General features: G+C 69.1%; 19 protein-coding genes and 2 pseudogenes. 17 read left to right on the top strand and 4 right to left on the bottom strand.

Translation table 11 applies throughout. The features are described 5' to 3' along the window. Positions 1-228 precede the first annotated feature (228 nt). The 10 genes from RUMESO_RS16060 (at position 229) to RUMESO_RS16020 (ending at position 11,805) form a co-directional block, all read left to right on the top strand. Positions 229-1,305 carry a LacI family DNA-binding transcriptional regulator gene (locus RUMESO_RS16060; protein ID WP_051521394.1) on the top strand — a complete coding sequence of 359 codons (1,077 nt, stop codon included), beginning with the start codon at positions 229-231 and terminating at the stop codon, positions 1,303-1,305. 138 nt (positions 1,306-1,443) lie between these two features. Next, on the top strand, positions 1,444-2,733 hold the full coding sequence (locus tag RUMESO_RS16055) for an ABC transporter substrate-binding protein (protein WP_051521396.1): 1,290 nt from the start codon (positions 1,444-1,446) through the stop codon (positions 2,731-2,733). Between the two features lie 111 nt (positions 2,734-2,844). Then, on the top strand, positions 2,845-3,831 hold the full coding sequence (locus tag RUMESO_RS16050) for a carbohydrate ABC transporter permease (RefSeq protein ID WP_037281566.1): 987 nt from the start codon (positions 2,845-2,847) through the stop codon (positions 3,829-3,831). Then, positions 3,828-4,787 (top strand): carbohydrate ABC transporter permease, encoded by a 960-nt coding sequence (locus RUMESO_RS16045; protein ID WP_245639305.1) that lies wholly within the window; start codon positions 3,828-3,830, stop codon positions 4,785-4,787. Before RUMESO_RS16050 ends, RUMESO_RS16045 begins: the two co-directional genes overlap by 4 nt. Positions 4,788-4,790: 3 nt before the next feature. Further along, the gene (locus RUMESO_RS16040; protein ID WP_037281565.1) at positions 4,791-5,816 is read left to right on the top strand and encodes an ABC transporter ATP-binding protein; all 1,026 of its coding nucleotides are present in this window, start codon (positions 4,791-4,793) and stop codon (positions 5,814-5,816) included. A 109-nt stretch (positions 5,817-5,925) separates the two neighbouring features. Continuing rightward, positions 5,926-7,170 carry an efflux RND transporter periplasmic adaptor subunit gene (locus tag RUMESO_RS16035; protein WP_051521393.1) on the top strand — a complete coding sequence of 415 codons (1,245 nt, stop codon included), beginning with the start codon at positions 5,926-5,928 and terminating at the stop codon, positions 7,168-7,170. Between the two features lies 1 nt (position 7,171). After that, entirely contained in the window at positions 7,172-8,668 is a 1,497-nt protein-coding gene (locus RUMESO_RS27330; RefSeq protein WP_245639304.1) for an efflux RND transporter permease subunit, read from the top strand. Continuing rightward, on the top strand, positions 8,562-10,277 hold the full coding sequence (locus RUMESO_RS27325; RefSeq protein ID WP_245639303.1) for an efflux RND transporter permease subunit: 1,716 nt from the start codon (positions 8,562-8,564) through the stop codon (positions 10,275-10,277). The genes RUMESO_RS27330 and RUMESO_RS27325 overlap by 107 nt, the downstream gene beginning before the upstream one ends. 58 nt (positions 10,278-10,335) lie before the next feature. Next, positions 10,336-11,472: a fumarylacetoacetate hydrolase family protein gene (locus RUMESO_RS16025; RefSeq protein ID WP_037281564.1), complete on the top strand. Its 1,137-nt coding sequence runs from the start codon at positions 10,336-10,338 to the stop codon at positions 11,470-11,472. 51 nt (positions 11,473-11,523) lie between these two features. Continuing rightward, positions 11,524-11,805 (top strand): hypothetical protein, encoded by a 282-nt coding sequence (locus RUMESO_RS16020; protein ID WP_037281563.1) that lies wholly within the window; start codon positions 11,524-11,526, stop codon positions 11,803-11,805. A gap of 63 nt (positions 11,806-11,868) precedes the next feature. On the opposite strand, the gene RUMESO_RS16015 is transcribed toward RUMESO_RS16020, so the two are convergent. Further along, positions 11,869-13,680: an MFS transporter gene (locus RUMESO_RS16015; protein WP_211262902.1), complete on the bottom strand. Its 1,812-nt coding sequence runs from the start codon at positions 13,678-13,680 to the stop codon at positions 11,869-11,871. Positions 13,681-13,832: 152 nt separating this feature from the next. Then, positions 13,833-15,781, bottom strand: a pseudogene (gene acs, locus RUMESO_RS16010) (acetate--CoA ligase). A gap of 328 nt (positions 15,782-16,109) precedes the next feature. On the opposite strand from acs, the gene RUMESO_RS16005 reads away from it, so the two are divergent. Then, positions 16,110-17,645, top strand: a complete 1,536-nt coding sequence (locus tag RUMESO_RS16005) for an aldehyde dehydrogenase (NADP(+)) (protein WP_037281562.1) — start codon at positions 16,110-16,112, stop codon at positions 17,643-17,645. A gap of 21 nt (positions 17,646-17,666) precedes the next feature. On the opposite strand, the gene RUMESO_RS16000 is transcribed toward RUMESO_RS16005, so the two are convergent. Further along, the gene (locus RUMESO_RS16000; RefSeq protein ID WP_037281561.1) at positions 17,667-18,866 is read right to left on the bottom strand and encodes a low temperature requirement protein A; all 1,200 of its coding nucleotides are present in this window, start codon (positions 18,864-18,866) and stop codon (positions 17,667-17,669) included. 212 nt (positions 18,867-19,078) lie between these two features. Between RUMESO_RS16000 and RUMESO_RS15995 the strand changes: the two genes are divergently transcribed. The 4 genes from RUMESO_RS15995 to RUMESO_RS15980 all read left to right on the top strand — a co-directional run bounded on the left by RUMESO_RS15995 (position 19,079) and on the right by RUMESO_RS15980 (position 21,922). Then, complete coding sequence (locus tag RUMESO_RS15995; RefSeq protein WP_037281560.1) at positions 19,079-19,261, top strand: hypothetical protein; 183 nt, start codon at positions 19,079-19,081, stop codon at positions 19,259-19,261. Beyond that, entirely contained in the window at positions 19,258-19,638 is a 381-nt protein-coding gene (locus tag RUMESO_RS15990) for a hypothetical protein (RefSeq protein ID WP_037281559.1), read from the top strand. The genes RUMESO_RS15995 and RUMESO_RS15990 overlap by 4 nt, the downstream gene beginning before the upstream one ends. Beyond that, entirely contained in the window at positions 19,635-21,545 is a 1,911-nt protein-coding gene (locus tag RUMESO_RS15985; RefSeq protein ID WP_037281558.1) for an AAA family ATPase, read from the top strand. Before RUMESO_RS15990 ends, RUMESO_RS15985 begins: the two co-directional genes overlap by 4 nt. A gap of 164 nt (positions 21,546-21,709) precedes the next feature. After that, positions 21,710-21,922, top strand: a complete 213-nt coding sequence (locus RUMESO_RS15980; protein ID WP_037281557.1) for a MerR family transcriptional regulator — start codon at positions 21,710-21,712, stop codon at positions 21,920-21,922. Between the two features lie 6 nt (positions 21,923-21,928). Here RUMESO_RS15980 and RUMESO_RS15975 read toward each other — a convergent pair whose 3' ends face one another. Next, positions 21,929-22,222 (bottom strand): hypothetical protein, encoded by a 294-nt coding sequence (locus RUMESO_RS15975; RefSeq protein WP_037281556.1) that lies wholly within the window; start codon positions 22,220-22,222, stop codon positions 21,929-21,931. Positions 22,223-22,464: 242 nt separating this feature from the next. On the opposite strand from RUMESO_RS15975, the gene RUMESO_RS15970 reads away from it, so the two are divergent. Next, positions 22,465-22,659: a hypothetical protein gene (locus RUMESO_RS15970; protein ID WP_037281555.1), complete on the top strand. Its 195-nt coding sequence runs from the start codon at positions 22,465-22,467 to the stop codon at positions 22,657-22,659. Between the two features lie 359 nt (positions 22,660-23,018). Next, a pseudogene (locus RUMESO_RS15960) lies at positions 23,019-23,238 on the top strand (phage portal protein); the annotation flags it as partial.

Raw genomic sequence — 23,238 nt, 5'->3', positions numbered from 1 at the left:
CGAAGGGGTGCTCACACGCTGGGCCGGTCCGCTGCGGGAGCCGGTTCGGAATCCGCTGCCGGGATCCTGGCCGCTGCCCGGACGAATCGTGGGTCGCTGGCTCCATTATTGGTCGTCGGCCACGGCATATGTCCGGGCTGACACACGGACGCTTGCCCGAAACGTTTCGGATCGGCAGGATGGCCCTGGGGCCGGGTCTCCGACCTGCCGGCCTCGGGGGAGGCGACCATGACGACGCTCCGGGACCTGAGCCGTCACCTGGGGCTCTCGGTCACGCAGGTGAGCCGGGCGCTCAACAACCATTCCGACGTATCCGAGACCACGCGCGAGCGGGTCCAGGCGGCGGCGCGCGAGCTGGGCTACCAGCCCAACGTCTCGGCGCGGCGGCTGGTCACGGGACGGTCGGGGATGCTGGGGCTCGTGCTGCCGGACGTGCCGCCCGAGCCCGAGGATTCCATGTTCGTGCAGATCGTGGGGGGGCTGTCCCAGCACCTCTCCCGCCTGGGGCGGCAGTTCGTCCTGCACATCGCCGATCCCAAGGACGACATCGTGGAGGTCTATCGGCGGCTCACCAGCGGCGGGGCGATCGACGGCTTCGTGCTGCTCGACCCGGAGCTCAAGGACCGGCGGGTGGCATTCCTCCGGCAGGCGGGCGTTCCCTTCGTCATCCACGGGCGGATCGAGGAGCCGCACGACTATCCCTTCTACGACATCGACAACCGTGGCGTGGCCGAGACGCTGACCCGGCTCCTGATCGACGCCGGGCACCGGCGGATCGCCTTCCTGAACGGGCCAAGGGGTCGCACCTATGCCGTCTCGCGGCGGCAGGGCTACCGCTCGGCGCTGGCGGATGCGGGCCTTCGCGAGGAGGCGGGACTGCACCGGTTCGGGCCGATGAGCGAGGGGGCGGGGCTCCTGGCCGGGGCCGAGCTCTGGGGACCGCAGGGACCCAGGCCGACCGGCGTCGTCTGCGGCAGCACGCGAATTGCGGCGGGGCTGCTGCGGGCCTTGGAGGCGCTGGGGCTGGACGTGCCGGGGGACGTGTCGGTCGTGGTCCACGACGATGCGCTGCCGGGCCTGCGGGCCGAGGCCTTCGCCACGCCGCTGACCGCCACATGGTCCCCGCTGAAGGACGGCTGGCCGCATCTGGCGCGGCTCCTTGCCGACGCGGTGGACGGAGCGCCGCTCGAGAGGCTGCAGCTCGTCGGCGAGGTGCAACTGATCGAGCGCCGGTCGGTCGCGCCGGTGCCGTCGCGTTCCGAGGCGAGCCGTGCGTTGACGGATGAGAGGAGCGGCGTAAGTTAACGAGCCAGGGGACGATCACGAACCTGTTGACGGCACGGCGATGCCGTCAGTAGAGTTCCGAAACGTTTCGGATGAGGCGCGACCTGCATCCGACCAAGACAACGAAGGCGGATGACCGCCAAAAACGGGAGGAAGAACATGATCCACATGACCAAGGCGGCCGTCCTGCGGTCGTCGGTGATGGCGGCGCTGGCGGCGCTGTCGGCCTCGGCCGCGACGGCCCAGGGGGTCGAGGTGACGGTGGTGATTGGCGCGACCGGCAACGCCGTCTCCACCTTCGACGCCCTTGTCGCCCCCTGGGAAGAGCGGACGGGCAACGACGCCGTGCTCGTGCCCATGCCCTCTTCGACCACGGACCAGTTCGGCCAGTACCGGCTCTGGCTCGCCGCCGGGAACCCGGACATCGATCTCTACCAGACCGACGTGATCTGGGCCCCGCAGCTCGCCGACCACTTCGTCGACCTGACCCAGGCCGCCACCGAGGCTGGGCTCATCGAGCAGAACTTCCCCTCGATCATCGAGTCGCAGACCGTGGACGGCAAGCTGGTGGCCTTGCCGGTCTTCACGGACGCCCCGGCACTCTACTACCGCACCGACCTTCTGGAGAAGTACGGCGCCTCGGTCCCGACCACCTGGGAGGAGCTGCAGACCACCGCGCAGATGATCCAGGACAAGGAGCGCGAAGCCGGCAACACCGAGTTGTGGGGCTTCGTGTTCCAGGGCAACGCCTACGAGGGCCTGACCTGCGACGCGCTGGAATGGATCAAGTCCAACGGCGGTGGCCAGATCATCGAACCCGACGGCACGATCTCGGTCAACAACGAGCAGGCGGCGGCGGCGCTCGACATGGCGGCGGGCTGGGTCGGCACCATCTCGCCCGAGGGCGTGCTGGCTTACATGGAAGAGGAATCGCGCGGTGTCTGGCAGACCGGCAACGCGGTCTTCATGCGCAACTGGCCCTACGCCTACGCGCTCAGCCAGGGGGAGGACTCCGCGGTCGCCGGCAAGTTCGACGTGGCGCCCCTGCCCGCAGGCACAGGGGAAGGCGCGCGGTCGGCCGCGACGCTGGGCGGCTGGAACATGGCCGTGTCCCGCTATGGCGACAACCAGGACGCGGCCATCGACCTCGCTCTCTACCTCGCGTCTGCCGAAGCGCAGAAGTTCCGTGCCGTGAACCTAGGCAATCTCCCGACGATCCAGTCCCTCTACCAAGATCCCGAGGTGCTGGCCGCCAACCCCTACTTCGAGGCGTGGCAGGACGTCTTCCAGAACGCGGTGCCGCGTCCCTCGGCCCCTGCGCAGCAGGACTACAACGAAGTGTCAACGCTGTTCTTCACCGCCGTCCACAGCGTGCTGTCGGGCGAGGAGGACTCGGCCACGGCGCTCGACGACCTCGAGGCCGACCTCGAGGACCTGATGGAGGATTGACCTCCCTCGGATGAGACCTGGCCCGGGCGGTTCCGCCGCCCGGGTCCCGAAGCCCCGGGCCCTGCCGCCCTCGGCGGCGGCCCATGCCGGCCCCGAGGGAGGAACGCCGCCATGACGACGACCGTCACCACCGCACCGGGCGCAAGGGCCAGCGGCAAGGAGGTGAGCCTCCAGCAGCAGCGGGCGCGCGCGGCCTTCTGGTTCCTGGCGCCCATGCTCGTCATGCTGGTCATCGTGGCCGCCTGGCCGCTGTTCCGCTCGATCATGTTCTCGTTCACGGACGCGACGTCGGACACGATCTTCAATGGCCAGTCCGAATGGGTCGGCTTCGAGAACTACCTGACCTGGCGCGTGCGCGACAACGGCGAGGTCCGATGGCGCGGCGTCCTGGCCGACCCGGACTGGTGGAACGCGGTCTGGAACACGGTCCGCTTCTCGCTGATCTCGGTCTCTCTCGAGACGATCCTCGGACTGCTCGTGGCCCTCGTGCTCAATGCCGAGTTCAAGGGCCGCGGCTTCGTGCGGGCCGCCATCCTGATCCCCTGGGCGATCCCGACCATCGTCTCGGCGAAGATGTGGGGCTGGATGCTCAACGACCAGTTCGGGATCATCAACAACGCCCTGATGGCCCTCAACATCATCGACACGCCGATCGCCTGGACCGCGCGGCCCGACACCGCGATGATCGCGGTGCTGATCGTGGACGTGTGGAAGACGACGCCCTTCATGGCGCTCCTCATGCTGGCCGGGCTCCAGATGATCCCGCGCGACATGTACGAGGCCGCGCGGATCGATGGCATCCACCCTGTCAAGGTCTTCTTCCGCCTGACGCTGCCGCTCCTCAAGCCCGCGCTCATGGTGGCGGTGATCTTCCGGGTGCTGGACGCGCTCCGGATCTTCGACCTGATCTACGTGCTGACGCCGAGGTCCGAGGGAACCGTCACCATGTCCGTCATCAGCTACCTGAACCTCCAGCAGTTCGGCGACTACGGCGAGGGGTCGGCGCAGTCCACGCTGCTGTTCCTCATCATCGCCGTCTTCGTCCTCCTCTACATCTGGCTGGGCCGAGTGGACCTGAGCGGGGAGCGCAGCAAATGATCGAGTTCGCCGGCAGCCTCCTCCTGAACCTCGCCTACTTCGCGGCCTTCCTGGCGGTCACGTCGCTCGTGGTCTTCCCGTTCTACTACGCGGTCCTGTCGAGCGCCGACCGGGGCGAGGACCGGACCGGGGCGGGACTGTTCTGGAACATCATGTTCTGGCTGGTCGTCGTGCTGATCTGCCTGATCGCGATCTTCCCCTTCTACTACGCGATCCTCACGAGCCTCGAGACCGGGACCGCGATCTTCCGGGTGAACTACCTGCCCGAGAGCTTCGACCTGCGGAACTACGAGTCGGTGCTGGGAGGCCGCAGCTTCGTCCGCAGCGTCCTCAACTCGGTCTTCATCGCCGCCACGACGGTGATCTTCGCCCTGTTCCTGGCGGTCACCGCCTCCTACGCCCTGGCGCGGGTGCGGTTCCGGGGGCGGGGGCTCCTGCTGATGACAATCCTCGCGGTGTCGATGTTCCCGCAGATCGCCGTGCTCTCGGGCCTCTTCGAGCTCATCAACTGGCTCGGCATCTACAACACGCCCTGGGCGCTGATCCTGAGCTACACGATCTTCACGCTGCCCTTCACGGTCTGGGTGCTGACCACCTTCATGCGCGACCTCCCCGTGGAGATCGAGGAAGCGGCCATCGTGGACGGCGCGACGCCCTGGGTCATCATCAGCAAGGTCTTCCTGCCGCTCCTGTGGCCGGCGCTGGTGACGACCGGCCTCCTCGCCTTCATCGGCGCGTGGAACGAGTTCCTCTTCGCCCTCACCTTCACCGTGGACGAGACCAAGCGGACGGTGCCGGTCGCCATCGCGCTCCTCTCCGGGGCCTCCGAGCAGGAGATCCCCTGGGGTCCGATCATGGCGGCCTCGGTCATCGTGACCGTGCCGCTGATCGTCCTCGTCCTCGTCTTCCAGCGCAAGATCGTGGCGGGCCTGACCGCCGGCGGCGTCAAGGGGTAAGCCATGGCCAACATCCAGCTTCGCAACGTCACCAAGTCCTACGGCTCCGTCACCGTCATCAAGGGCATCGACCTCGAGATCCGGCGTGGCGAGTTCATGGTCTTCGTCGGCCCCTCGGGCTGCGGGAAGTCCACGCTGCTGCGGCTCATCTCGGGGCTGGAGAGCATCTCGACCGGCGACCTCTACTTCGACGGGGAGAGGGTGAACAACGTCATCCCCTCGAAGCGCGGCATCGCCATGGTGTTCCAGAGCTACGCGCTCTACCCGCACATGAACGTCTACGAGAACATGGCCTTTGGCATGAAGCTCGGCGGCGCGGGCAAGGGCGAGCTGGACCAGCGCGTCCGCCAGTCCGCCAAGCTCCTGCAGATCGACCACCTTCTCGACCGCCTGCCCAAGCAGCTCTCGGGCGGGCAGCGGCAGCGGGTGGCCATCGGGCGGGCGATCACGCGGGACCCGCGCGTGTTCCTGTTCGACGAGCCGCTCTCGAACCTGGACGCGGCCTTGCGGGTGGCGACGCGGCTCGAGATCGCCAAGCTCCACCACGACATGCGCGACGTGACGATGATCTACGTGACGCACGACCAGGTGGAGGCCATGACGCTCGCCGACCGCATCTGCGTGCTGCGCGACGGGCGGGTGGAGCAGGTGGGCACGCCGACCGAGCTCTACGAGCGGCCGGACAACATCTTCGTCGCGGGCTTCATCGGCAGCCCCAAGATGAACTTCCTTGAGGGCGAGTTCGCGGCCGCTCAGGGGTGCAGCACGCTGGGCGTGCGGTCCGAGCACATCGACATCGTGCCGCAGGGCGCGGGGATGTGGACCGGGACCGTCGTCCACGCCGAGGACCTGGGGAGCGACAACTACCTCTTCGTGGACATCGGCGCCAAGGAGCCGATCATCGTGCGCCAGCCCGGCAAGGTGACGATCCCGGAGGGGGCGACGATCTCGCTCCAGCCCCGGCCGGGGATGCTCTACCGCTTCGACGACACGGGCCGTCCGGTGCAGGCGCCCCTCGCGGCGGAGTAGGACCCGGGATCGTCGCGCGCAAGTCTTCGCCGGGCGCCTTGATTCAGGGCGCTCGCGACCCCACGCTTGGGGGCGGCGGTGCATGGTGCCGCGTGAGTGAGCGGCAGGAATGGCCAAGGATATCCCCGAGACCACGGGCGTGGACCCGCTGACCGGCAAGCCCGAATGGGCCCTGTCCCGACGCGAGCGCCGGGCAGCCGACCGCGCGCGGCAGGGCCTTCCCCCGCGCCGGCGTCGCTGGCCTTGGGTCGTCCTCGTGCTTCTGGTCCTCGTCGGCATGGCGGCCTTCGCGTTCCGCGACCGGCTCGCCGCCCTCGCCCCCGCGCCGGAGCAGGCCGCCGTCGCGGCCGGGCCCGAGGCGCCGCGCCTCACCCAGATCAACGCGGACGAGCTGACCGTGCTGGAGCCCACGACGCTGCGACGGGTCGTCAAGGTGATCGGGCCCCTGCGGCCCTCGCGCCGCTCCGACCTCTCGGCCGAGGCGGCGGGGCAGGTCGAGGCGGTGACGGTGCGGCCCGGCGACAGCGTGGCGGCGGGGCAGGTCCTCGTGCAGGTGGACGTGGAGCGGCTGACGCTCGACCTCAACCTCGCCCGCAGCAACGCCGAGGCGACGCGCTCGCAGCTCTCGCTGGCCGAGAGGCAGCTCGAACGCCAGCAGCAGCTCGTGGAGCGGGGAGTCGCGGCCGAGAACACGGTGGCCGAGCTCCAGACCAACGCCGAGGCCCTGCGGGCGAACCTTTCGGCGCAGGAGGACCAGATCGCGGCGGCGGAACTGTCGCTGAATCGGGCGACGGTGCGGGCGCCCTTCGACGGCGTCGTGGCCTCGCGCTCCATCGACCCCGGCGCGGTCGTCGCGGCGGGGACGCCGCTCCTCACGATCGTGGACCTTAGGCAGATGGAGATGGTGGGCTCGACCCCGGTCTCGGCGGGCGCCGCCCTGGCGGCGGGGCAGGAGGTGGAGCTTGAGGTGAACGGCGTGGACGGCCGGACCTTCTCGGGTACGGTGCAGCGGATCGCGCCGGTCGCCGAGGAGGGGACGCGGACCCTCACCGTCTATGTCGGGGTCGACAACGCCGACGGGACGCTCCTCGGGGGGATGTTCGCCTCGGGCGAGATCGTCACGGCCGAGGCGCGGGACGCCCTCGCCCTGCCGCGCGGCGCGATCCGCGAGGATGGGGGCGACCATGTGCTCGTGGTCGAGGACGGCGCGCTGGCCCGCCGGGACGTGACCTTGGGAAAGGAATGGCCCGGCGGCCTCGTGCAGGTCGAGGGGCTGGAGGCGGGGGCTCGGGTCGTGACGGCCGACCTGCCCGACCTCGAGGCGGGCGAGCCGGTCGAGCTGGTGGACTTCTGAGATGTGGCTGACCCGGATCAGCGTGGGCCAGCCGGTCTTCGCGGCCATGGTGATGATCGCCATCACCGTGCTGGGCTTCGCGAGCTTCGCGCGCCTGCCCATCGAGCAGTTCCCCGACGTGGACTTCCCGGTCGTGGCGGCTGTGGTCTCCTACCCCGGCGCGAGCCCCGAGGCCGTGGAAGCGGATGTCATCGAGCCCATCGAGGAGGCGGTCAGCACCATCGCCGGCATCGACGAGGTGCAGTCCACGGCGCGCACGGGCTCGGCGCTCGTCGTGATGTTCTTCGACCTGGAGGTGCAGTCGGCCACCGCCGCGCAGGACGTGCGCGACAAGATGGCCGCCGTCGAGGCGCGCCTGCCCGACGGGGCCGAGGACCCGACGATCCTGCGCTTCGACCCCGCCGAGCTGCCCGTCGTCTCGCTCGCGCTCAGCGGCGAGATGGAGGCGCGGGACCTGACGGAGCTGGCCGAGGACGTGATCGCGCCGCGCCTCCTTGCGATCCAGGGGGTCGGGCGGGCTTCGGTCGTGGGCGGGACGCCCCGGCAGATCGACATCCTGCTCGATCCCGACCGCATGAACGCCTTCGGCATCGGCGTGGAGCAGGTGACGGCGGCGCTCGCGGCCGAGAATCGCGACCAGCCGGCGGGCGAGGTCGACACCGGCAGCACCGTGCAGACCGTCACCGTCGAGGGGCGGATCAAGCGGGCCGAGGACTTCCTCGACCTGCCCATCGGCAACCAGGGCGCGCTGCCCGTCACCCTGGGCGACGTGGCGACGATCCAGAGCGGGCAGGGCGAGACGACGTCGCTCGCGCTCCTCGACGGGGAGAGGGCGCTGGCGCTGGACGTGGTCAAGCAGCAGGGCGCCAACACCGTGGAGGTCGCGCAGGGCGTCCGCGCGGCGGTGGAGGAGCTGAACGCCCAGGACATGCCGCCGGGCGTTCATCTCGACATCATCCGCGATAACGCCGTGGAGGTGGAGCAGAGCTACCACAGCGTCCAGAACATGCTGATCGAGGGGGCCGCGCTCGCCACCGTGATCGTGTTCCTGTTCCTGAATTCCTGGCGGTCGACGCTCATCACCGGGCTCACGCTGCCGATCTCGGTCATCGGGACCATGACGGTGATCTACGCGCTGGGCTTCACGCTCAACATCATGACGCTGCTGGCGCTTTCATTGGCCATCGGCCTGCTGATCGACGACGCCATCGTGGTGCGCGAGAACATCGTGCGGCACCTGAGGATGGGCAAGCCGCACCGCCGCGCGGCGCTGGAGGGGACGGACGAGATCGGCCTCGCGGTGCTGGCGACGACGCTGTCCATCGTCGCGGTGTTCCTGCCGGTGGCCTTCATGGAGGGGGATCATCGGGCGGTTCTTCCTCCAGTTCGGGGTGACGGTCTCGGTCGCGGTGCTGATCTCGCTCTTCGTGGCCTTCACGCTGGACCCGATGCTGTCCTCGGTCTGGTACGACCCGGCGGCGGACCCGCAGGCGCGTAAGGGGTGGCTCTGGCGCCTCGTGGACCGCTTCGACCGGATGTTCGAGGCGCTGGGAGGGGCCTACGGGAGGCTGGTGCGCGCCTCGCTGCGGCACCGCTACCTGACCCTCCTCGTGGCGCTCCTCAGCTTTGTCGGCAGCGTGTTCCTCGTCCCGCTGATCGGGGCCGAGTTCGCGCCTGCGACCGACGACGGCACCTTCAGCGTGAGGCTGGAAACCCCGGCCGGCTCCTCGATCGACCACACGGCCGCCAAGGCCCGGCAGGTGGACGCGGTGCTGCGGACCTTCCCGGAGGTCGAGCGGACCTATGCCACGATCAACTCGGGCCAGGACGCGAGCGGGGTCAACACGGCCACGGTGCAGGTCCAGATGGTTCCCGCCGAGGAGCGCGTCCGCACGCCGCAGGACATGACCGAGCCGGTGCGCGAGGCGCTGACCGTCATTCCCGGCATCGACGTGACGCTGGGCGTCTCGGCCGGGCCGGGCGGCAGCGGCTCGCCCGTGGAGGTCACGCTGACGGGGGACAGCTTCGAGGTGCTGGGCGGGATCGCCGACGACCTCGCGGAGCGGCTGCGCGGGATCGACGGCCTCGCGGACGTGGCCACGAGCCTGCAGGACGTGGAGCCGACGCTGGCCGTGCGGCTCGACCGCGATGCGGCGAACGACCTGGGCGTGAGCCTCGCGTCGGTCGGCGACTCGCTCTCGACACTGCTCGGCGGGCAGGAGGTCGGCGACTGGACGGCACCGGACGGGCGGAACTACGCGCTGAACGTGCAGCTCCCCGAGGCGATCCGGGACGACGCGGCGAGCCTCGGCTCGCTCCCCATCGCGACCTCCGGGGGCCAGCTCATCCGCCTCGATCAGGTGGCCGAGCTCGCGCCCTCGGTCGGGCCGTCGGAGATCAACCGGCAGGACCAGGCCCGCACCGTGACGGTGACGGCGAACCTGTCCGGCAAGACACTGGGCGAAGTGCTTCCACAGGTGAACGCCGCGAGCGCCGCGCTCGACCTGCCGCCGGGCTACCGCGTGGCGCAGGGCGGCGAGGCGGAGCAACTGGCCGAATCCGGGCAATCGGCGCTGGTCGCGCTCGGGCTGGCCGTCGTGTTCATCTACCTCGTGTTGGCCTCGCAGTTCGGCAGCTTCCTCCAGCCCTTCGCGATCATGATGTCGCTGCCGCTGGCGCTGATCGGGGTGCTGCTGGGCCTCCTGATCGGGGGGAGCACGCTCAACATCTTCTCGGCCATCGGCTTCATCATGCTGATGGGGCTGGTGGTGAAGAACGCGATCCTCCTCGTGGACAACGCCAACCAGAGGGTGCGCGAGGGGACGAACCTCTACGACGCGCTGGTGCTGGCGGGTCAGACGCGGTTTCGGCCCATCGTGATGACGACGCTCGCGATGATCTTCGGGATGCTGCCTCTCGCGCTCAACCTCCACGAGGGAAGCGGGCAGAACGCCCCCATGGCCCACGCGGTGATCGGGGGGCTGATCTCCTCGACGCTGCTGACGCTGGTCGTCGTGCCGGTGGCGCTGACCTTCATGGACGCGCTTGGGCGTCGCGTGGCACGCTGGTTCCCGCAGGCACCGGACCACGGTGCGCCCGCCGAGTAGGCCCCTTCCGGTCGGCCCTCTGCGCTGGCAGGGTGCGCGGGAACAGGGGAGGGGGCGCATGGGACTCGATCTGCCGGAGGAGGGGCATTTCGTTGGGCGCGTCTGGCGCGCGGGCGCGGGGCCCTGCGTCGTCGCGCTGCGGAAGGGGCGCGTGGTGGACATCACCTCGCGCGACGCGCCGACGGTGAGCGCGCTGCTGGAGCGGGACGACCTCCTCGCTGTCGTGGACAGCGCTCCGGGCGAGGAACTGGGGAGCCTCGACGAGATCGCCGGGACCAGCGTTGCCCCTGACGCCACCCGCCTCCTCGCCCCCTGCGACCTTCAGGCGGTGAAGGCCTGTGGCGTGACCTTCGCGCGCTCCATGATCGAGCGGGTGATCGAGGAGCGCGCGGGCGGCGACCCCACCCGCGCCGAGGCGATCCGTGGTCGCGTCGGTGCGGTCGTGGGCGAGAGGCTCCGCGACCTCGTGCCGGGGTCGGAGGCCGCGGCCGAGGTCAAGCGGCTGCTCCAGGCCGAGGGGCTCTGGTCGCAGTATCTGGAGGTCGGCATCGGGCCGGACGCCGAGGTCTTCACCAAGTGCCCGCCGATGGCGGCCGTGGGCTGGGGGGCGGAGGTGGGCCTGCATCCCATCTCCCGCTGGAACAACCCGGAGCCCGAGGTCGTGCTGGCGGTGGATTCGCGCGGGCAGGTCCGGGGCGCGACGCTCGGCAACGACGTGAACCTCCGCGACGTGGAGGGGCGGTCGGCGCTGCTCCTCGGCAAGGCCAAGGACAACAACGCCTCGGCCAGCATCGGGCCCTTCGTCCGGCTGCTGGATGACTCGTTCACCATGGACGACGTGCGGCGGCTGGAGCTGACCCTGACCGTCGAAGGCGAGGGCGGCTACCGGATGGAGGGCCGCTCCTCGATGGCCGAGATCAGCCGCGATCCGCTCGACCTCGTGGCGCAGGCGCATGGGCGGCACCACCAGTATCCGGACGGCTTCATGCTCTACCTCGGCACGCTCTTCGCGCCGGTCGAGGACCGTGACGCGCCGGGGCAGGGGTTCACGCACCACCTGGGCGACCGCGTGACCATCGAGGCAAAGGGGCTCGGCAGCCTCGTCAACACGGTCCGGCTCGCCACCGAGGCGCCGCCTTGGACCTTCGGAGCGGGCGCCTTGATGCGGAACCTCGCAAGGCGGGGACTCCTCTAGGGCGGCTTCGGTTCCTATGTTGGTCGTGCGCAGACAGGGAGGGGCCGCGCCATGACCTTCGGAGAGATCTTCACCGCCCAACTGTTCGACCCGTTCCGCCTCGCGCTCATCGTCGGGTTGGTCCTGACGATGCTGAGGACCGAGGGCGTCACGGGCCGCTGGGCGCCGCTGGCGCTGGGCGTGGCCTTCGTGGCCGTCATCATCCCGCTGACGACCCAGCGCGGCGCCCCCGAGCCGATGTGGGAGCTGATCGTGGTGGGCCTCGTCGCCAACCTCGTGCTGCTCGCGGTGGTCATGGCGATCCGGCACCTCGTGCTGCGGATCATGCCCTGAAACGGGAACCGCCCCCGGAGTGGACTCCGGGGGCGGCCGCCTGAACCTGCCTCGCGCCGTTCCTTAGTGGTGGAACTTGTGCTCGGGGTCGTCGGTGAACATCGACCTCGACTGCGTGCCGCCGGGGACGAAGATCGCCCCGATCACCACGGTCGCCGCCGCGATGATGATGGGATACCAGAGGCCGGCGTAGATGTTCCCCTGCTGGGCCGAGATCGCGAAGACCGTGGCCGGGAGGAGACCGCCGAACCAGCCGTTGCCGATGTGGTAGGGCAGCGACATCCCCGAGTAGCGGATGCGGGTCGGGAACAGCTCGCAGAGCATGGCCGCGATCGGGCCGTAGACCATCGTCACCAGGATGATGAGGTAGGTCAGGATCGCGACGATGGCGAGCTTCTGGCCGGTGAAGATGTCGAAGAAGTTCGACGTCTTGGCGATGGTCGTGTTGTCGGCCGCCACCAGCGGGTAGCCCGCCGCCTTGAGCGCGTCGTTGACCTGCGTCTCGAAGGCCGTCTTGGCCGCCGCGAGCTCGTCGCCCGACAGCGCGCCCGCGTCGTAGGACGGGATCACCGTGTCGCCGATCGTGATCGAGGCCGGGGAGCCGGACTCGGCGTCGATGGTGGTGTAGTTGACCGAGGCCTTGGCGAGCTGGGACATGGCGATGTCGCAGGACGTCGTGAACTTGGCCGTGCCGACCGGGTTGAACTGGAACGAGCAGTCATCGGCGGCGGCGGTCACCTCGACCGGGGTCTGCTGCGCGGCATGGAGCGCCGGGTTGGCGACGCGGGTCAGGGCCTCGAACACCGGGAAGTAGGTGATCGCGGCCAGCAGGCACCCGGCCAGGATGATCGGCTTGCGGCCGATGCGGTCGGACAGCGCGCCGAAGAACAGGAAGAAGCCGGTGCCCAGGATCAGCGACCAGGCCACGAAGACGTTGGCCGTGAAGCTGTCGAGCTTGACCACGTTCTGCATGAAGAACAGCGCGTAGAACTGGCCCGAGTACCAGACCACCGCCTGACCCATGGTGAGGCCGAAGAGGGCGATCAGGGCGAACTTGCCGTTCTTCCAGGTGCCGAAGGCCTCGCGCAACGGCGCCTTCGAGGCCGCGCCCTCTTCCTTCATCTTCTTGAAGGCGGGCGATTCGTTCATCGTGAGGCGGATGTAGAGCGAGATCGCCAGCAGGATGGACGACAGCAGGAAGGGAACGCGCCAGCCCCAGGCCTTGAAGGGCTCGAGCATGACGGGAGTGCCGTCGGCGGCGACCTGGGCCGTGCCGTCCGCGTTCAGCGCCTGCACCGGCTCGTAGTTGCCGTTCACGTAGGCCGTGACGAGCAGGATCACGACGAGCGACAGCAGGAGGCCCAGCGTGGCGGTCGTCTGGATGAACGAGGTGTAGTAGCCCCGCCGCCCGATGGGCGCGTGCTCGGCCACGTAGACCGCCGCGCCGCCGTATTCGCCGCCGAGCGCGAGGCCCTGCAGGAGCCGGAGCCCGATCAGGATGATCGGCGCGGCCACGCCCCAGGAGTAGTAGGACGGCAGGCATCCCACGAGGAAGGTGGTCAGGCCCATGATCGAGACGGTCATCAGGAAGGTGTACTTCCGACCGACGAGGTCGCCCAGGGAGCCGAACACCAGCGCGCCCAGCGGGCGCACGATGAATCCCGCCGCGAAGGCCAGGAGCGCGAAGACGTTGCGCGTGGCCTCGGGGAAGGGCGTGAAGAACTGCGCGCCGATGATCGCGGCGAGCGAGCCGTAGAGGTAGAAGTCGTACCATTCGAAGATGGTGCCCGCCGAGGAGGCCAGGATGACCTTCTTCTCCTCCCGGGTCATGGGACGGGTCCGGTTGACGTCCGTCCCGTAGTCGATGGATGCCATGCGCTCCTCCTTTGGGGCCGGTCGTTGCCGGCATTCGCGTCCCGCGCCGCTTGGCATGGCTTCGCCCGCCCCTCCTCAAGGGAGGGCTCGGCCTCGGCGGGGTCCGTCGTGGTGAAATCCCCGGCCTGAGAGAGCTCAGGCCGGGGCCGTCGTCATTCCTTCCCGCGGTTCATGCGGTTCTGGATCAGGTCCTCCACGACGCCCGGGTCGGCGAGGGTGGAGATGTCGCCCAGGGCGCCGAAGTCGTTCTCGGCGATCTTGCGCAGGATGCGGCGCATGATCTTGCCCGAGCGGGTCTTGGGCAGGCCGGGGGCCCACTGGATCAGGTCCGGCTTGGCGATGGGCCCGATCTCCTGGCGCACCCAGGCCTCGAGGTCCTTGCGGAGCTTGTCGGTCGGCTCGACGCCGTTCATCAGGGTGACGTAGGCGTAGATGCCCTGGCCCTTGATGTCGTGCGGGTAGCCCACCACCGCCGCCTCGGCCACGCATTCATGGGCGACGAGGGCCGACTCGATCTCGGCGGTGCCCATGCGGTGCCCGGAGACGTTGAGCACGTCGTCCACCCGGCCGGTGATCCAGTAGTAGCCGTCCTCGTCCCGGCGGCAGCCGTCGCCGGTGAAGTACATCCCCGGATACTGCGAGAAGTAGGTCTCCTCGAAGCGCTTGTGGTCGCCCCAGACGGTCCGCATCTGGCCGGGCCAGCTATCCGCGATGCAGAGCACGCCCTCGGCCTTGGTCTCCTCCTCGACCTTGCCGGTCGAGGCGTCGAGAACCACCGGCTTGATGCTGTAGAACGGCTTGGTCGCCGAGCCGGGCTTGAGCGGGATCGCCCCGGGCAGCGGGCAGATCAGGTGGCCGCCGGTCTCGGTCTGCCAGTAGGCGTCGATGATCGGCAGCTTTCCCTTGCCGACGTGCTGGCTGTACCAGTTCCAGGCCTCGGGGTTGATCGGCTCGCCCACCGTGCCGAGCAGCTTGAGCGAGCTCAGGTCGTGCTTGTCCACCCATTCCGGGCCCTGCGCCATGAGCGAGCGGATCGCGGTCGGCGCCGAGTGGAAATGCGTGACCTTGTGCTTGTCCACCACGTCCCAGAAGCGGCCCGCGTCCGGGTAGGTCGGGATGCCCTCGAACATCAGCACGGTCGCGCCGTTGGCCAGCGGGCCGTAGACGATGTAGCTGTGCCCCGTCACCCAGCCCACGTCCGCCGTGCACCACCACACGTCGCCGGGCTTCACGTCGAAGCAGACCTCGTGCGTGTAGGCGGCGTAGACGAGGTAGCCCGCCGTGGTGTGGACCACGCCCTTGGGCTTGCCGGTCGAGCCGGAGGTGTAGAGGATGAAGAGCGGGTCCTCGGCCCCATCTCGGCGTAGAGGCAGTAGGGCGGCTTCTGCTCCATCTCGGCCAGGAGGTCGAAGTCGCGGTGGTCGTACCAGCTCACCTGATCGCGGGTGCGGCGGACCACCAGCACCTGGACGTCGTGCGGCACGTGGAGGAGGGCGGCGTCGGTGTTCGACTTGAGGGGCGTCCGCTTGCCGCCGCGGGGCGCGTAGTCGGACGTGATGACGACCTTGGCGTCGCAGTCGTTGATCCGGTTCGCCAGCGCATCGGGGGAGAAGCCGCCGAAGACGACCGAGTGGATGGCGCCGATCCGGGCGCAGGCCAGCATCGCATAGGCCGCCTCGGGGATCATCGGCATGTAGATGACGACGCGGTCGCCCTTCTGCACCCCGTGGTCCTTGAGCACGATCGACAGCCGGCAGACCTGCTCCAGCAGCTCGGCGTAGGTGATGTGGCGGGCCGGCTCGTTGGGGTCGTCGGGCTCCCAGATGATGGCGGTGCGACTGCCGTTGCGGACGACGTGCCGGTCGATGCAGTTGGCGGCGACATTGAGCGTGCCGTCCTCGAACCACTTGATCGACACGTTGCCGGGGGCGAAGGACGTGTTCTTGATCTTGGTCGGGCGCTTGACCCAGTTCACCCGCCGGCTCTTCTCGCGCCAGAAGGCGTCCGGGTCGGCCAACGAGGCCGCGTAGGTCTTCTCGTAGGTGGCCGCGTCGGTGGCGCCGGTCCCTGCGGACGCCGGAATGGGCTGCTGGTCGAGCATCTCTTGTCCTCCTCCCACCCGGTCCGCTGTCGCGGTCCCGGGCCAATCAGCGGCACTCGTCGTCCCGCTCTCCGTCCCAGTCTGGGTCTACCGCGTCGCCAGCCGCAAGGGGGCCACGGGTTTCCATCGTGACGCAATCTTGTCACGAAGTTGACAGGCAGGTCTCCGATCCCGTCAATTCCTGTAAATCCGTCGACCGGAGACGGAGGCCGCCATGGGCCGGATTGACAGCGCGGCAAGGCGGGTCTGCGGAACCGGCAGCCGAGGCCTGTGGACTTCGGCGCCCCGACACCCCAGATTGCCCGCCGCAACACGGAGGGCCAAGGTTATGGCGGACGGCGGATATGTGGGACCGGCGCAGGGGCGCCACCTGATCGCGGGGGAATGGGTGTCGGGCGAGGGGACCTTCCGCTCCTCCCCCTGGACGGGCGAGGGGCGCGAGTTCGCCGTCGGCTCGCCCGCGCTGGTCGACCGCGCCGTTCGCGAGGCCGAGGCGGCGTTCCCCATCTATTCGGCGCTGACGCGCGAGGAGCGGGCGGCGTTCCTAGAGCGCATCGCCGAGGAGATCGACGCGCGAGGCCCGGCGATCACCGAGGTGGGCCACCTCGAGACCGGCCTTCCCAAGGCCCGCATGGAGGGCGAGCGCGGCCGCACCACGGGCCAGCTCCGGCTCTTCGCGTCCCACATCCGCAAGGGCGACCATCTCGACCGTCGCCATGACGCGGCGCTGCCCGACCGCCAGCCGCTGCCGCGCCCGGACCTCAAGCTGATACAGCTCCCCATCGGCCCGGTCGCGGTGTTCGGAGCCTCGAACTTCCCGCTCGCCTTCTCGGTGGCGGGAGGCGACACCGCCTCGGCGCTGGCCGCCGGCTGCCCGGTGGTCGTCAAGGGCCACTCCGCGCATCCCGGCACGGGCGAGGTCGTGGCCGAGGCCATCCTCGCCGCCATCGAGGCACTCGACCTGCCGCTCGGCGTGTTCTCCCTGATCCAGGGCGGCGACCGCAGGACCGGCGAGGCGCTGGTGCAGCACCCGCTCATCAAGGCCGTGGGCTTCACCGGCTCCCTCACGGGCGGCCGCGCGCTCTTCGACCTCTGCGCTCGCCGGCCCGAGCCGATCCCCTTCTTCGGCGAGCTCGGATCGGTGAACCCGATGTTCGTCCTGCCCGAGGCCCTGAGGGCGCGCGGTAACCAGATCGCGACGGGGTGGGTCGGCTCGCTGACCATGGGCGCGGGGCAGTTCTGCACCAACCCCGGCATCGCGGTCGCCATCGACGGAGAGCCGACCGACGCCTTCGCCCGCCATGCCGCCGACGGCCTCGCGGCGGTCGGGCCTCAGACCATGCTGACCGATGGCATCGCGAGCGCCTACCGCGAGGGCTCCCAGCGGGTCGGCGCGGGGCAGGGGGTGCGCGCGCTCCACGCCACCGAGCCCTCGGGCCGCAACGCCACGCCCTTCCTCTACGAGGTCTCGGGCGAGCATTTCCTGAGCCAGCCCGACCTCGCGCACGAGGTCTTCGGGCCGCTGGGCCTCCTCGTCCGCGTCACGGGCGAGGACCAGATGGTCGCCGTGGCCGAGGCCATGGAGGGCCAGCTCACCGCCACGCTCCAGCTCGACGGGGGCGACCATGCCCTCGCCCGGCGGCTGACCCCGATCCTGGAGCGCAAGGCCGGACGCCTCCTCGCCAACGGCTTCCCGACCGGCGTCGAGGTGACCGACGCCATGGTCCATGGCGGGCCCTACCCGGCCTCCACGAACTTCGGCGCGACCTCGGTGGGGACGCTCTCGATCCGCCGCTGGCTGCGCCCCGTGAGCTTCCAGAACTGGCCCGAGGAGCTCCTGCCCGAGGACCTCAAGGGGATGTGAGCCTTGCGCGCGGTCGGGCCGTCAGTTGACCCCCGACCGCGCCGCCGCGCGGGAGCGGAGCAGGATCCTCTCCAGGATCGCCACGAGCACTAGGATCACGACGGCCGTCGCGGCCAGTCCCAGGATCGTCAGCATCGAGAGGGCGAGCGTCGCCGCCCCCAGGAGCGCGAGCCCGACGACGTGCGACAGGGGCCAGCGTCGGCTCGTCGCGTTCTTGAAGAGGTAGTTGCCCAGCAGGAACAGCGCGGGACCGCCGAGGATCACCAGCGCCTCCTTCGGCGTCGCGGGCTCGCCCGGATGGGCCAGCAGGAACTTGTCCCCCACGGCCGCGCCCACGATCCCGGCGACGATGGGCAGGTGGACGTAGGTATAGGCGAACCGGGCGAGGCGCCCCGGATCGTCGGTGCGTCCGATGGCCTTGCTCCCGTGGTGGACGCCCACGTCGAAGTAGATCCACCACATGGCCAGCGTCCCCAGAAGCGAGACCCCGAAGGCCGCGAGCGTGACGGCGCTCCACTCCAGCGTCTCCATCCGCGCGCCCGTCACCAGCAGCGTCTCGCCCAGCGCAAGGATGATGAAGAGCCCGCAGCGCTCGGCCAGGTGCTCGCCCTCCACGTCCCACTCGCTGGCCGAGGAGGCGCCGAGGCCCGGCAGGCGGAAGCCGAGCCAGGGCACGACGAGGTCCACCACGAGCGCGAGTGCCCAGAGCAGCACCCGCGCATCCCCTTCGGCCAGCCCGCCGCCGATCCAGAGCGCCCCGGAGATGGCGAACCAGAGGGCCACGCGCAGGAACGTCCGGCTCTGCCTCTCCTCCCCATGGCGGCGCAGGGCCCAGACCATGAACAGCGAGCGGCCGAGCTGCATCGCCACGTAGGCGATCGCCACCGCGAGCCCGCGCGATTCGAAGGCCATCGGGATCGAGACCGAGACCATGAGCCCCGCCGCCATCATCGCGAAGATGATTCCCCGCACGACGCCGCGGTCGTGGTCGAGCCGGTTCGTCGCCCAGGAGGTGTTGATCCAGAGCCACCAGAGCATCAGGAACAGCACCCAGGCCCGCAGGAGCCCCTCCGGCGTGAAGTGCTCGCCCAGATAGGCCGCGAGCTGCGTCACCGCGAAGACGAAGACGAGGTCGAAGAACAGCTCCACGAAGCTGACCTCGGCCGAATCCTCGTCGTCGCGGTCGCGCAGGTAGCCGCGCCCCGGCACCTGTCCGGCCATCCCGGTCCTCCCACCGTAAAGCGGGGAACATAGCGGCGATGGGGGCGGAAAGTAGGCCGGGAGGTTTTTAAACTTCTCAAAGCCAGCAACAACTTGGCTTGTCCTACCCTGTCAGATGCACCCATTGACATCATTGTCGAAAAGCGCGGTCTGACCAACCGCTCCGAGACCACTGAGGGCCTGGGCTCCGGCTCCCTACAGGAGGTGCTGTCATGAGCGCCGAGGAGATCCTGAGCACCTGCGGGGCTCGCCGGGACGCGGCTTGGCTGCGGGCCATCCGCGCGCTCTCTGACGCCGAGTTCGAGCGTCTCGTGCGGATGCAGGAGGAGGAGGACCGCTTCAGCGGGATGCTTACGGCAGCCCTGGCTGGCGCCTGCGAGGAGGGCCCGGGTTGACCGACCTCTCCCCGATCCTGCCCAGGCTCGCCAAGCTGGTCCCGCGCCTCGCCTCGAACGCCGACGGCGAGGTGGTCGCGACCGTCCGCGCCATCGACCGGACGCTCCGCGACGCTGGTTTCGACTGGCACGACGTCACCTCGGCCCTGGCACCCGCCCTGCCTCCTCCGGAACGGCCCCGTTGGCGCTCGGAGACCGAGAGCTGGGGCGACCTTGCCAACTGGTGCCGGTTCAACGGTACGGGCCGCCTCAGCCTCACTGAGGCGAAGTTCGTGGCCGACATGAGCCGCCGCCTCGTGTTGGGCGGAGAGCCCACGCCGAAGCAGGCGGAGTGGCTGCGCGCGATCTACGCCCGGCTCAAGGGTGGCGCAGCATGACCATGCACCAGTCCTCCCTCAACCTCCGCAGCATGGCGGAAGCCCTGGGCGGCGACGTGGCGGGCCCCAACAGCATCCTGGCGCCTGGGCCCGGGCACAGCCCCAAGGACCGCAGCCTCTCGGTCAAGCTGACGTCCAAGGGCCCGGACGGCTTCACGGTCTACAGCCACGCCGGCGACGACTGGAAGGACTGCCGCGACTACGTGAAGGAGAAGCTGGGTCTGCCCCGGTGGGAGCCGAAGCCCAAGCCAGAGTGTCAGCACAGCGGCCGCTCGGGCCAGAAGGTCAAGGTCGCGGAATACACCTACTCGCTTGAGGACGGCACGCCCTACCTCAAGGTGATCCGCTTCGCTCCTGGGCCCGACGGCAAGAAGGATTTCCGCCAGCAGCGCTGGAACGGCTCGACCTGGGAATGGGGCAAGCCCAAAGGCCCGAAGGTGCCTTACAGGCTGCTCGACATCCTCACGAAGCACCATGCGCCGGTCCTGATCGTCGAGGGCGAAAAGGACGCAGACAACCTGCACAAGCTCGGTCTGGTTGCTACGACGGCGGCCGAGGGCGCGGGCAAGTGGACGGCCGACCTCGGCAAGTGGTTCGCCGACCGGATCGTCTACATCCTGCCCGACAACGACGAGACGGGCCGTAAGCACGCGCGCGAGGTGGCAGGCCACCTACACGGCATCGCACGCGAGATCCGGGTGGTGCCTCTCCCGGGCTTGCCGGAGAAGGGCGATGTCTCCGACTGGCTCAACGCTGGTGGAGATGAAGAGGCACTCCTGGCGATCTGTGACGAGGCTCCACGCTGGAGCCCTGACACAGAGCCTGCACCGGAGGCACCGCTTCGCCTCCTGTCTTACGACGAGATGGCCTCGATGCCCGAGGCCGAGTGGCTGGTGGACGGCCTTCTGGTGGAGGGCACATCCGCCCTCCTCTTCGGCAAGTCGAACAGCTTCAAGTCGTTCCTCGCCATCGACATCACCTGCTCCGTTGCGACGGGGCGGAGCTGGCATGGCAAGAGCGTTCAAGGGCCGGGTCCGGTCCTCTACGTGGCCACCGAGGGTTCACGCGGCGTCGGACGCCAGCGCATCCCCGGATGGATGGAAGCGCACGACATCCCGCTCGAGGAGCGGCGTCAGGTGCGCCTGTACCCTCAGGAGATCGCGCTCGACAGTCCGCAGGACATTGAGGCCCTCCTGTCGACCTGCGCCATCGAGCGGGCACTCCGGGCGGGAGATCGGAACTGGACCGATCCTGCCGGAGCCTTCCGCCTGATCGTGATCGACATCTTCGGGGCGTCCATGAACGGCCCCGAGACCTCCGATGAAACGGCCCGCCTCTGGGTACGGCACGTCAATCGGATCCTGCGCGAGGTCGGTTGCGCCGTCCTCGTGGTGGCCCACACAGGTTGGGCGGACGACACCCGCGCCCGGATGCACACCCACTTCTGGGGCAGCTTCGACACCCGCCTCAAAGCCGAGGGGGACAAAGACAGCCGCACTACCGTTCTCACGGTCGACCGGCACAAGGACGCAGATAGCGAGGGCCGTTGGGGCTTTCGTCTCGATGAGACGACCCTGCCCAACGGCAGCACCACGCTCTTCCCGCGCCTTTCCGGGGACGTAGAGGTGAGCCAGCACAAGCGAGTGTCTGGCAAGGCAGCGACCGCCCTGCAGGCCCTGTCAGAGGCGCTGGCAGACCACGGTCGGACCATGCAGGGTCCCAACTACCCGTCGTCTGTCGTGTCTCTTGAGGACTGGAAGCGCATGTGTGGGGAGCACGGCCTCAGTAGCAGCGAGGACCCAGAGGCTCTTAAGAAGGCATTCCAGCGCGCCAAGGAGAAGCTCATTGAGGACGGCCATGTGCGCCAGTTCGGCTCCTACGCATGGAGGGCCGACGGCCATGGCTAGGGAGGGGACAAAAGGGACAAAGGGGACTGTCCCCAATGTCCATCGGAGGGGACAAAAGGGACACCCCCCTTATAGGGGTGTCCCCGTTGTCCCCGACCCAGAACGACCCCGCGACAGGGCGCCGCTAGAGCACCCGTCGCCCGAGGCAGTGAATCGAGACGAGCATGGACTTGACCAGCACCACACCCTTCGACGCCCTCTCCACCGGCGCAGACAAGCTCTGGGGCCTCCGAGCCATCGCGCAGGCCCTGGGCCTCTCGGTGGACACCACCCGCCGTCTGGCCCGCAAGCCAGGCGTGCCCATCTACCAGCCCGCCGGGCGATACTTCGCGGTGCGGTCCGAGCTGAACGCGTGGCTCAGGTCGAAGGCGGGGTAACTGCCGCTAGTCGTCGCCCGGCTCAAGGGCGATCCTGAGCCGGGCGGCGTAGGCTTTCGCAGCGAACACCTCCGTCGACGGAAACTGGCGCACCTTGGTCAACCCGAATGCGGTGATCGCCTCGCCAATGGGACTGCGGCCCGCGCCAGGACGGCGCAGCAGGTCGCCGAACAGCATGCTGCCGTTCTTGTGGATCCAGATCTTCCCGACAGTGGCGGTGTCCATGTGCTGGCCCACAATGACGGCGTACCAGCTGGACGCGTCGAACTCGCGCGTGGGGATAGAGCGGATGACGGGCATAGGCGTGTCTCCCGAGGAGCAGCCGGCCGAGATTGGCGTGCCACTGAACCCAACGACCTAGCCCGGACCGGGGGGTGGGCGAGGACTTTCGCCTGGGGGGCGGGGACCGGCGGGGGTAGCGCGCGCGAGATTTGCCCGAATTGGGAAAAGCTGCCGGAGGCGATCGATGGAGTCAGGCCCGGCGTGCCTATCATGTCGCCGCCGCGTGACCTAAGAGCTTGGACGAAAGCATAGGGGATGACATGACGCGAGTCTTGGCGCTGACATTGGCCACAAACGGGGCGCGGGTCTACATCAACCCTTCCCATGTTTCCTGCTTCTTTGAAGAGGGGGCATTCACCAAGCTATACGTGATTGGGGTCGACAACAGCGGCTTCATGAAGGTGCGGGAGGGGGCTACTGTCATAGCCGAGATGATAGGGTTCGATGCTGTCTAGGCTGGACGCCGAGGGAAGCGCATAGGAGACCCCAAGTGAGCGACCCTGACGAGACCGAGCTCCAAACGACCCGGCGGCAGATCCGCGAGGGCGTCGTACAGATCGCTCGTCAGCGCGAGCTCTTGAGCCGACTGCGGCCAAGAAGCGGGGCCGCCCTAATTGCGCGGCAGGTTCTGACTGAGCTTGAGGAGTCCCAGAAGGCGCATGTGGCTCGCTTGGAGCACCTACTCGGCCACGAGTAGGCAGGCCAGAGCCCCCAAAACCGCCGCAAATCAACGTTCTGCTAGGTCCTGCTAGCTACCCGTCCGCCTCGCGCGCGCGATGATGGGCGGACCATGTGGCCCTTCCGACGCCAGTCCGTGCCTGAGGTCAAAGGTCTCGCTCAGCCGAGCGACGACTTCTATGCGCTATTCGGCATCGTGCCCTCGACGGTGTCCGCCGTCCCCGTGACGGCTGAGGCGGCGCTCAAGGTCCCGGCTGTGGGCTCCGCGATCCGTGTCATCTCCGAGGCCGTGGCCTGCCTGGACGTCTGCGTGAAGCGCATCGAGGCGGACGGCACCGAGACGGACGTGCCCGACC

Origin of the sequence: Rubellimicrobium mesophilum DSM 19309, assembly GCF_000600335.2 — a bacterium.
In the GTDB taxonomy this organism is placed as follows: Bacteria; Pseudomonadota; Alphaproteobacteria; order Rhodobacterales; family Rhodobacteraceae; genus Rubellimicrobium; species Rubellimicrobium mesophilum.
Note: the sequence above shows the minus strand (reverse complement) of the source record. Positions and strands in the feature narration are given on the sequence as shown.

What these genes read in the sequence shown, in the direction of transcription:
- RUMESO_RS16060 (WP_051521394.1), top strand. Translation starts at nt 229, where the DNA reads ATGACGACGCTCCGGGACCTGAGCCGTCACCTGGGGCTCTCGGTCACG.
- RUMESO_RS16055 (WP_051521396.1), top strand. Translation starts at nt 1,444, where the DNA reads ATGATCCACATGACCAAGGCGGCCGTCCTGCGGTCGTCGGTGATGGCG.
- RUMESO_RS16050 (WP_037281566.1), top strand. Translation starts at nt 2,845, where the DNA reads ATGACGACGACCGTCACCACCGCACCGGGCGCAAGGGCCAGCGGCAAG.
- RUMESO_RS16045 (WP_245639305.1), top strand. Translation starts at nt 3,828, where the DNA reads ATGATCGAGTTCGCCGGCAGCCTCCTCCTGAACCTCGCCTACTTCGCG.
- RUMESO_RS16040 (WP_037281565.1), top strand. Translation starts at nt 4,791, where the DNA reads ATGGCCAACATCCAGCTTCGCAACGTCACCAAGTCCTACGGCTCCGTC.
- RUMESO_RS16035 (WP_051521393.1), top strand. Translation starts at nt 5,926, where the DNA reads ATGGCCAAGGATATCCCCGAGACCACGGGCGTGGACCCGCTGACCGGC.
- RUMESO_RS27330 (WP_245639304.1), top strand. Translation starts at nt 7,172, where the DNA reads ATGTGGCTGACCCGGATCAGCGTGGGCCAGCCGGTCTTCGCGGCCATG.
- RUMESO_RS16025 (WP_037281564.1), top strand. Translation starts at nt 10,336, where the DNA reads ATGGGACTCGATCTGCCGGAGGAGGGGCATTTCGTTGGGCGCGTCTGG.
- RUMESO_RS16020 (WP_037281563.1), top strand. Translation starts at nt 11,524, where the DNA reads ATGACCTTCGGAGAGATCTTCACCGCCCAACTGTTCGACCCGTTCCGC.
- RUMESO_RS16015 (WP_211262902.1), bottom strand. Translation starts at nt 13,680, where the DNA reads ATGGCATCCATCGACTACGGGACGGACGTCAACCGGACCCGTCCCATG.
- RUMESO_RS16005 (WP_037281562.1), top strand. Translation starts at nt 16,110, where the DNA reads ATGGCGGACGGCGGATATGTGGGACCGGCGCAGGGGCGCCACCTGATC.
- RUMESO_RS16000 (WP_037281561.1), bottom strand. Translation starts at nt 18,866, where the DNA reads ATGGCCGGACAGGTGCCGGGGCGCGGCTACCTGCGCGACCGCGACGAC.
- RUMESO_RS15995 (WP_037281560.1), top strand. Translation starts at nt 19,079, where the DNA reads ATGAGCGCCGAGGAGATCCTGAGCACCTGCGGGGCTCGCCGGGACGCG.
- RUMESO_RS15985 (WP_037281558.1), top strand. Translation starts at nt 19,635, where the DNA reads ATGACCATGCACCAGTCCTCCCTCAACCTCCGCAGCATGGCGGAAGCC.
- RUMESO_RS15980 (WP_037281557.1), top strand. Translation starts at nt 21,710, where the DNA reads ATGGACTTGACCAGCACCACACCCTTCGACGCCCTCTCCACCGGCGCA.
- RUMESO_RS15975 (WP_037281556.1), bottom strand. Translation starts at nt 22,222, where the DNA reads ATGCCCGTCATCCGCTCTATCCCCACGCGCGAGTTCGACGCGTCCAGC.
- RUMESO_RS15970 (WP_037281555.1), top strand. Translation starts at nt 22,465, where the DNA reads ATGACGCGAGTCTTGGCGCTGACATTGGCCACAAACGGGGCGCGGGTC.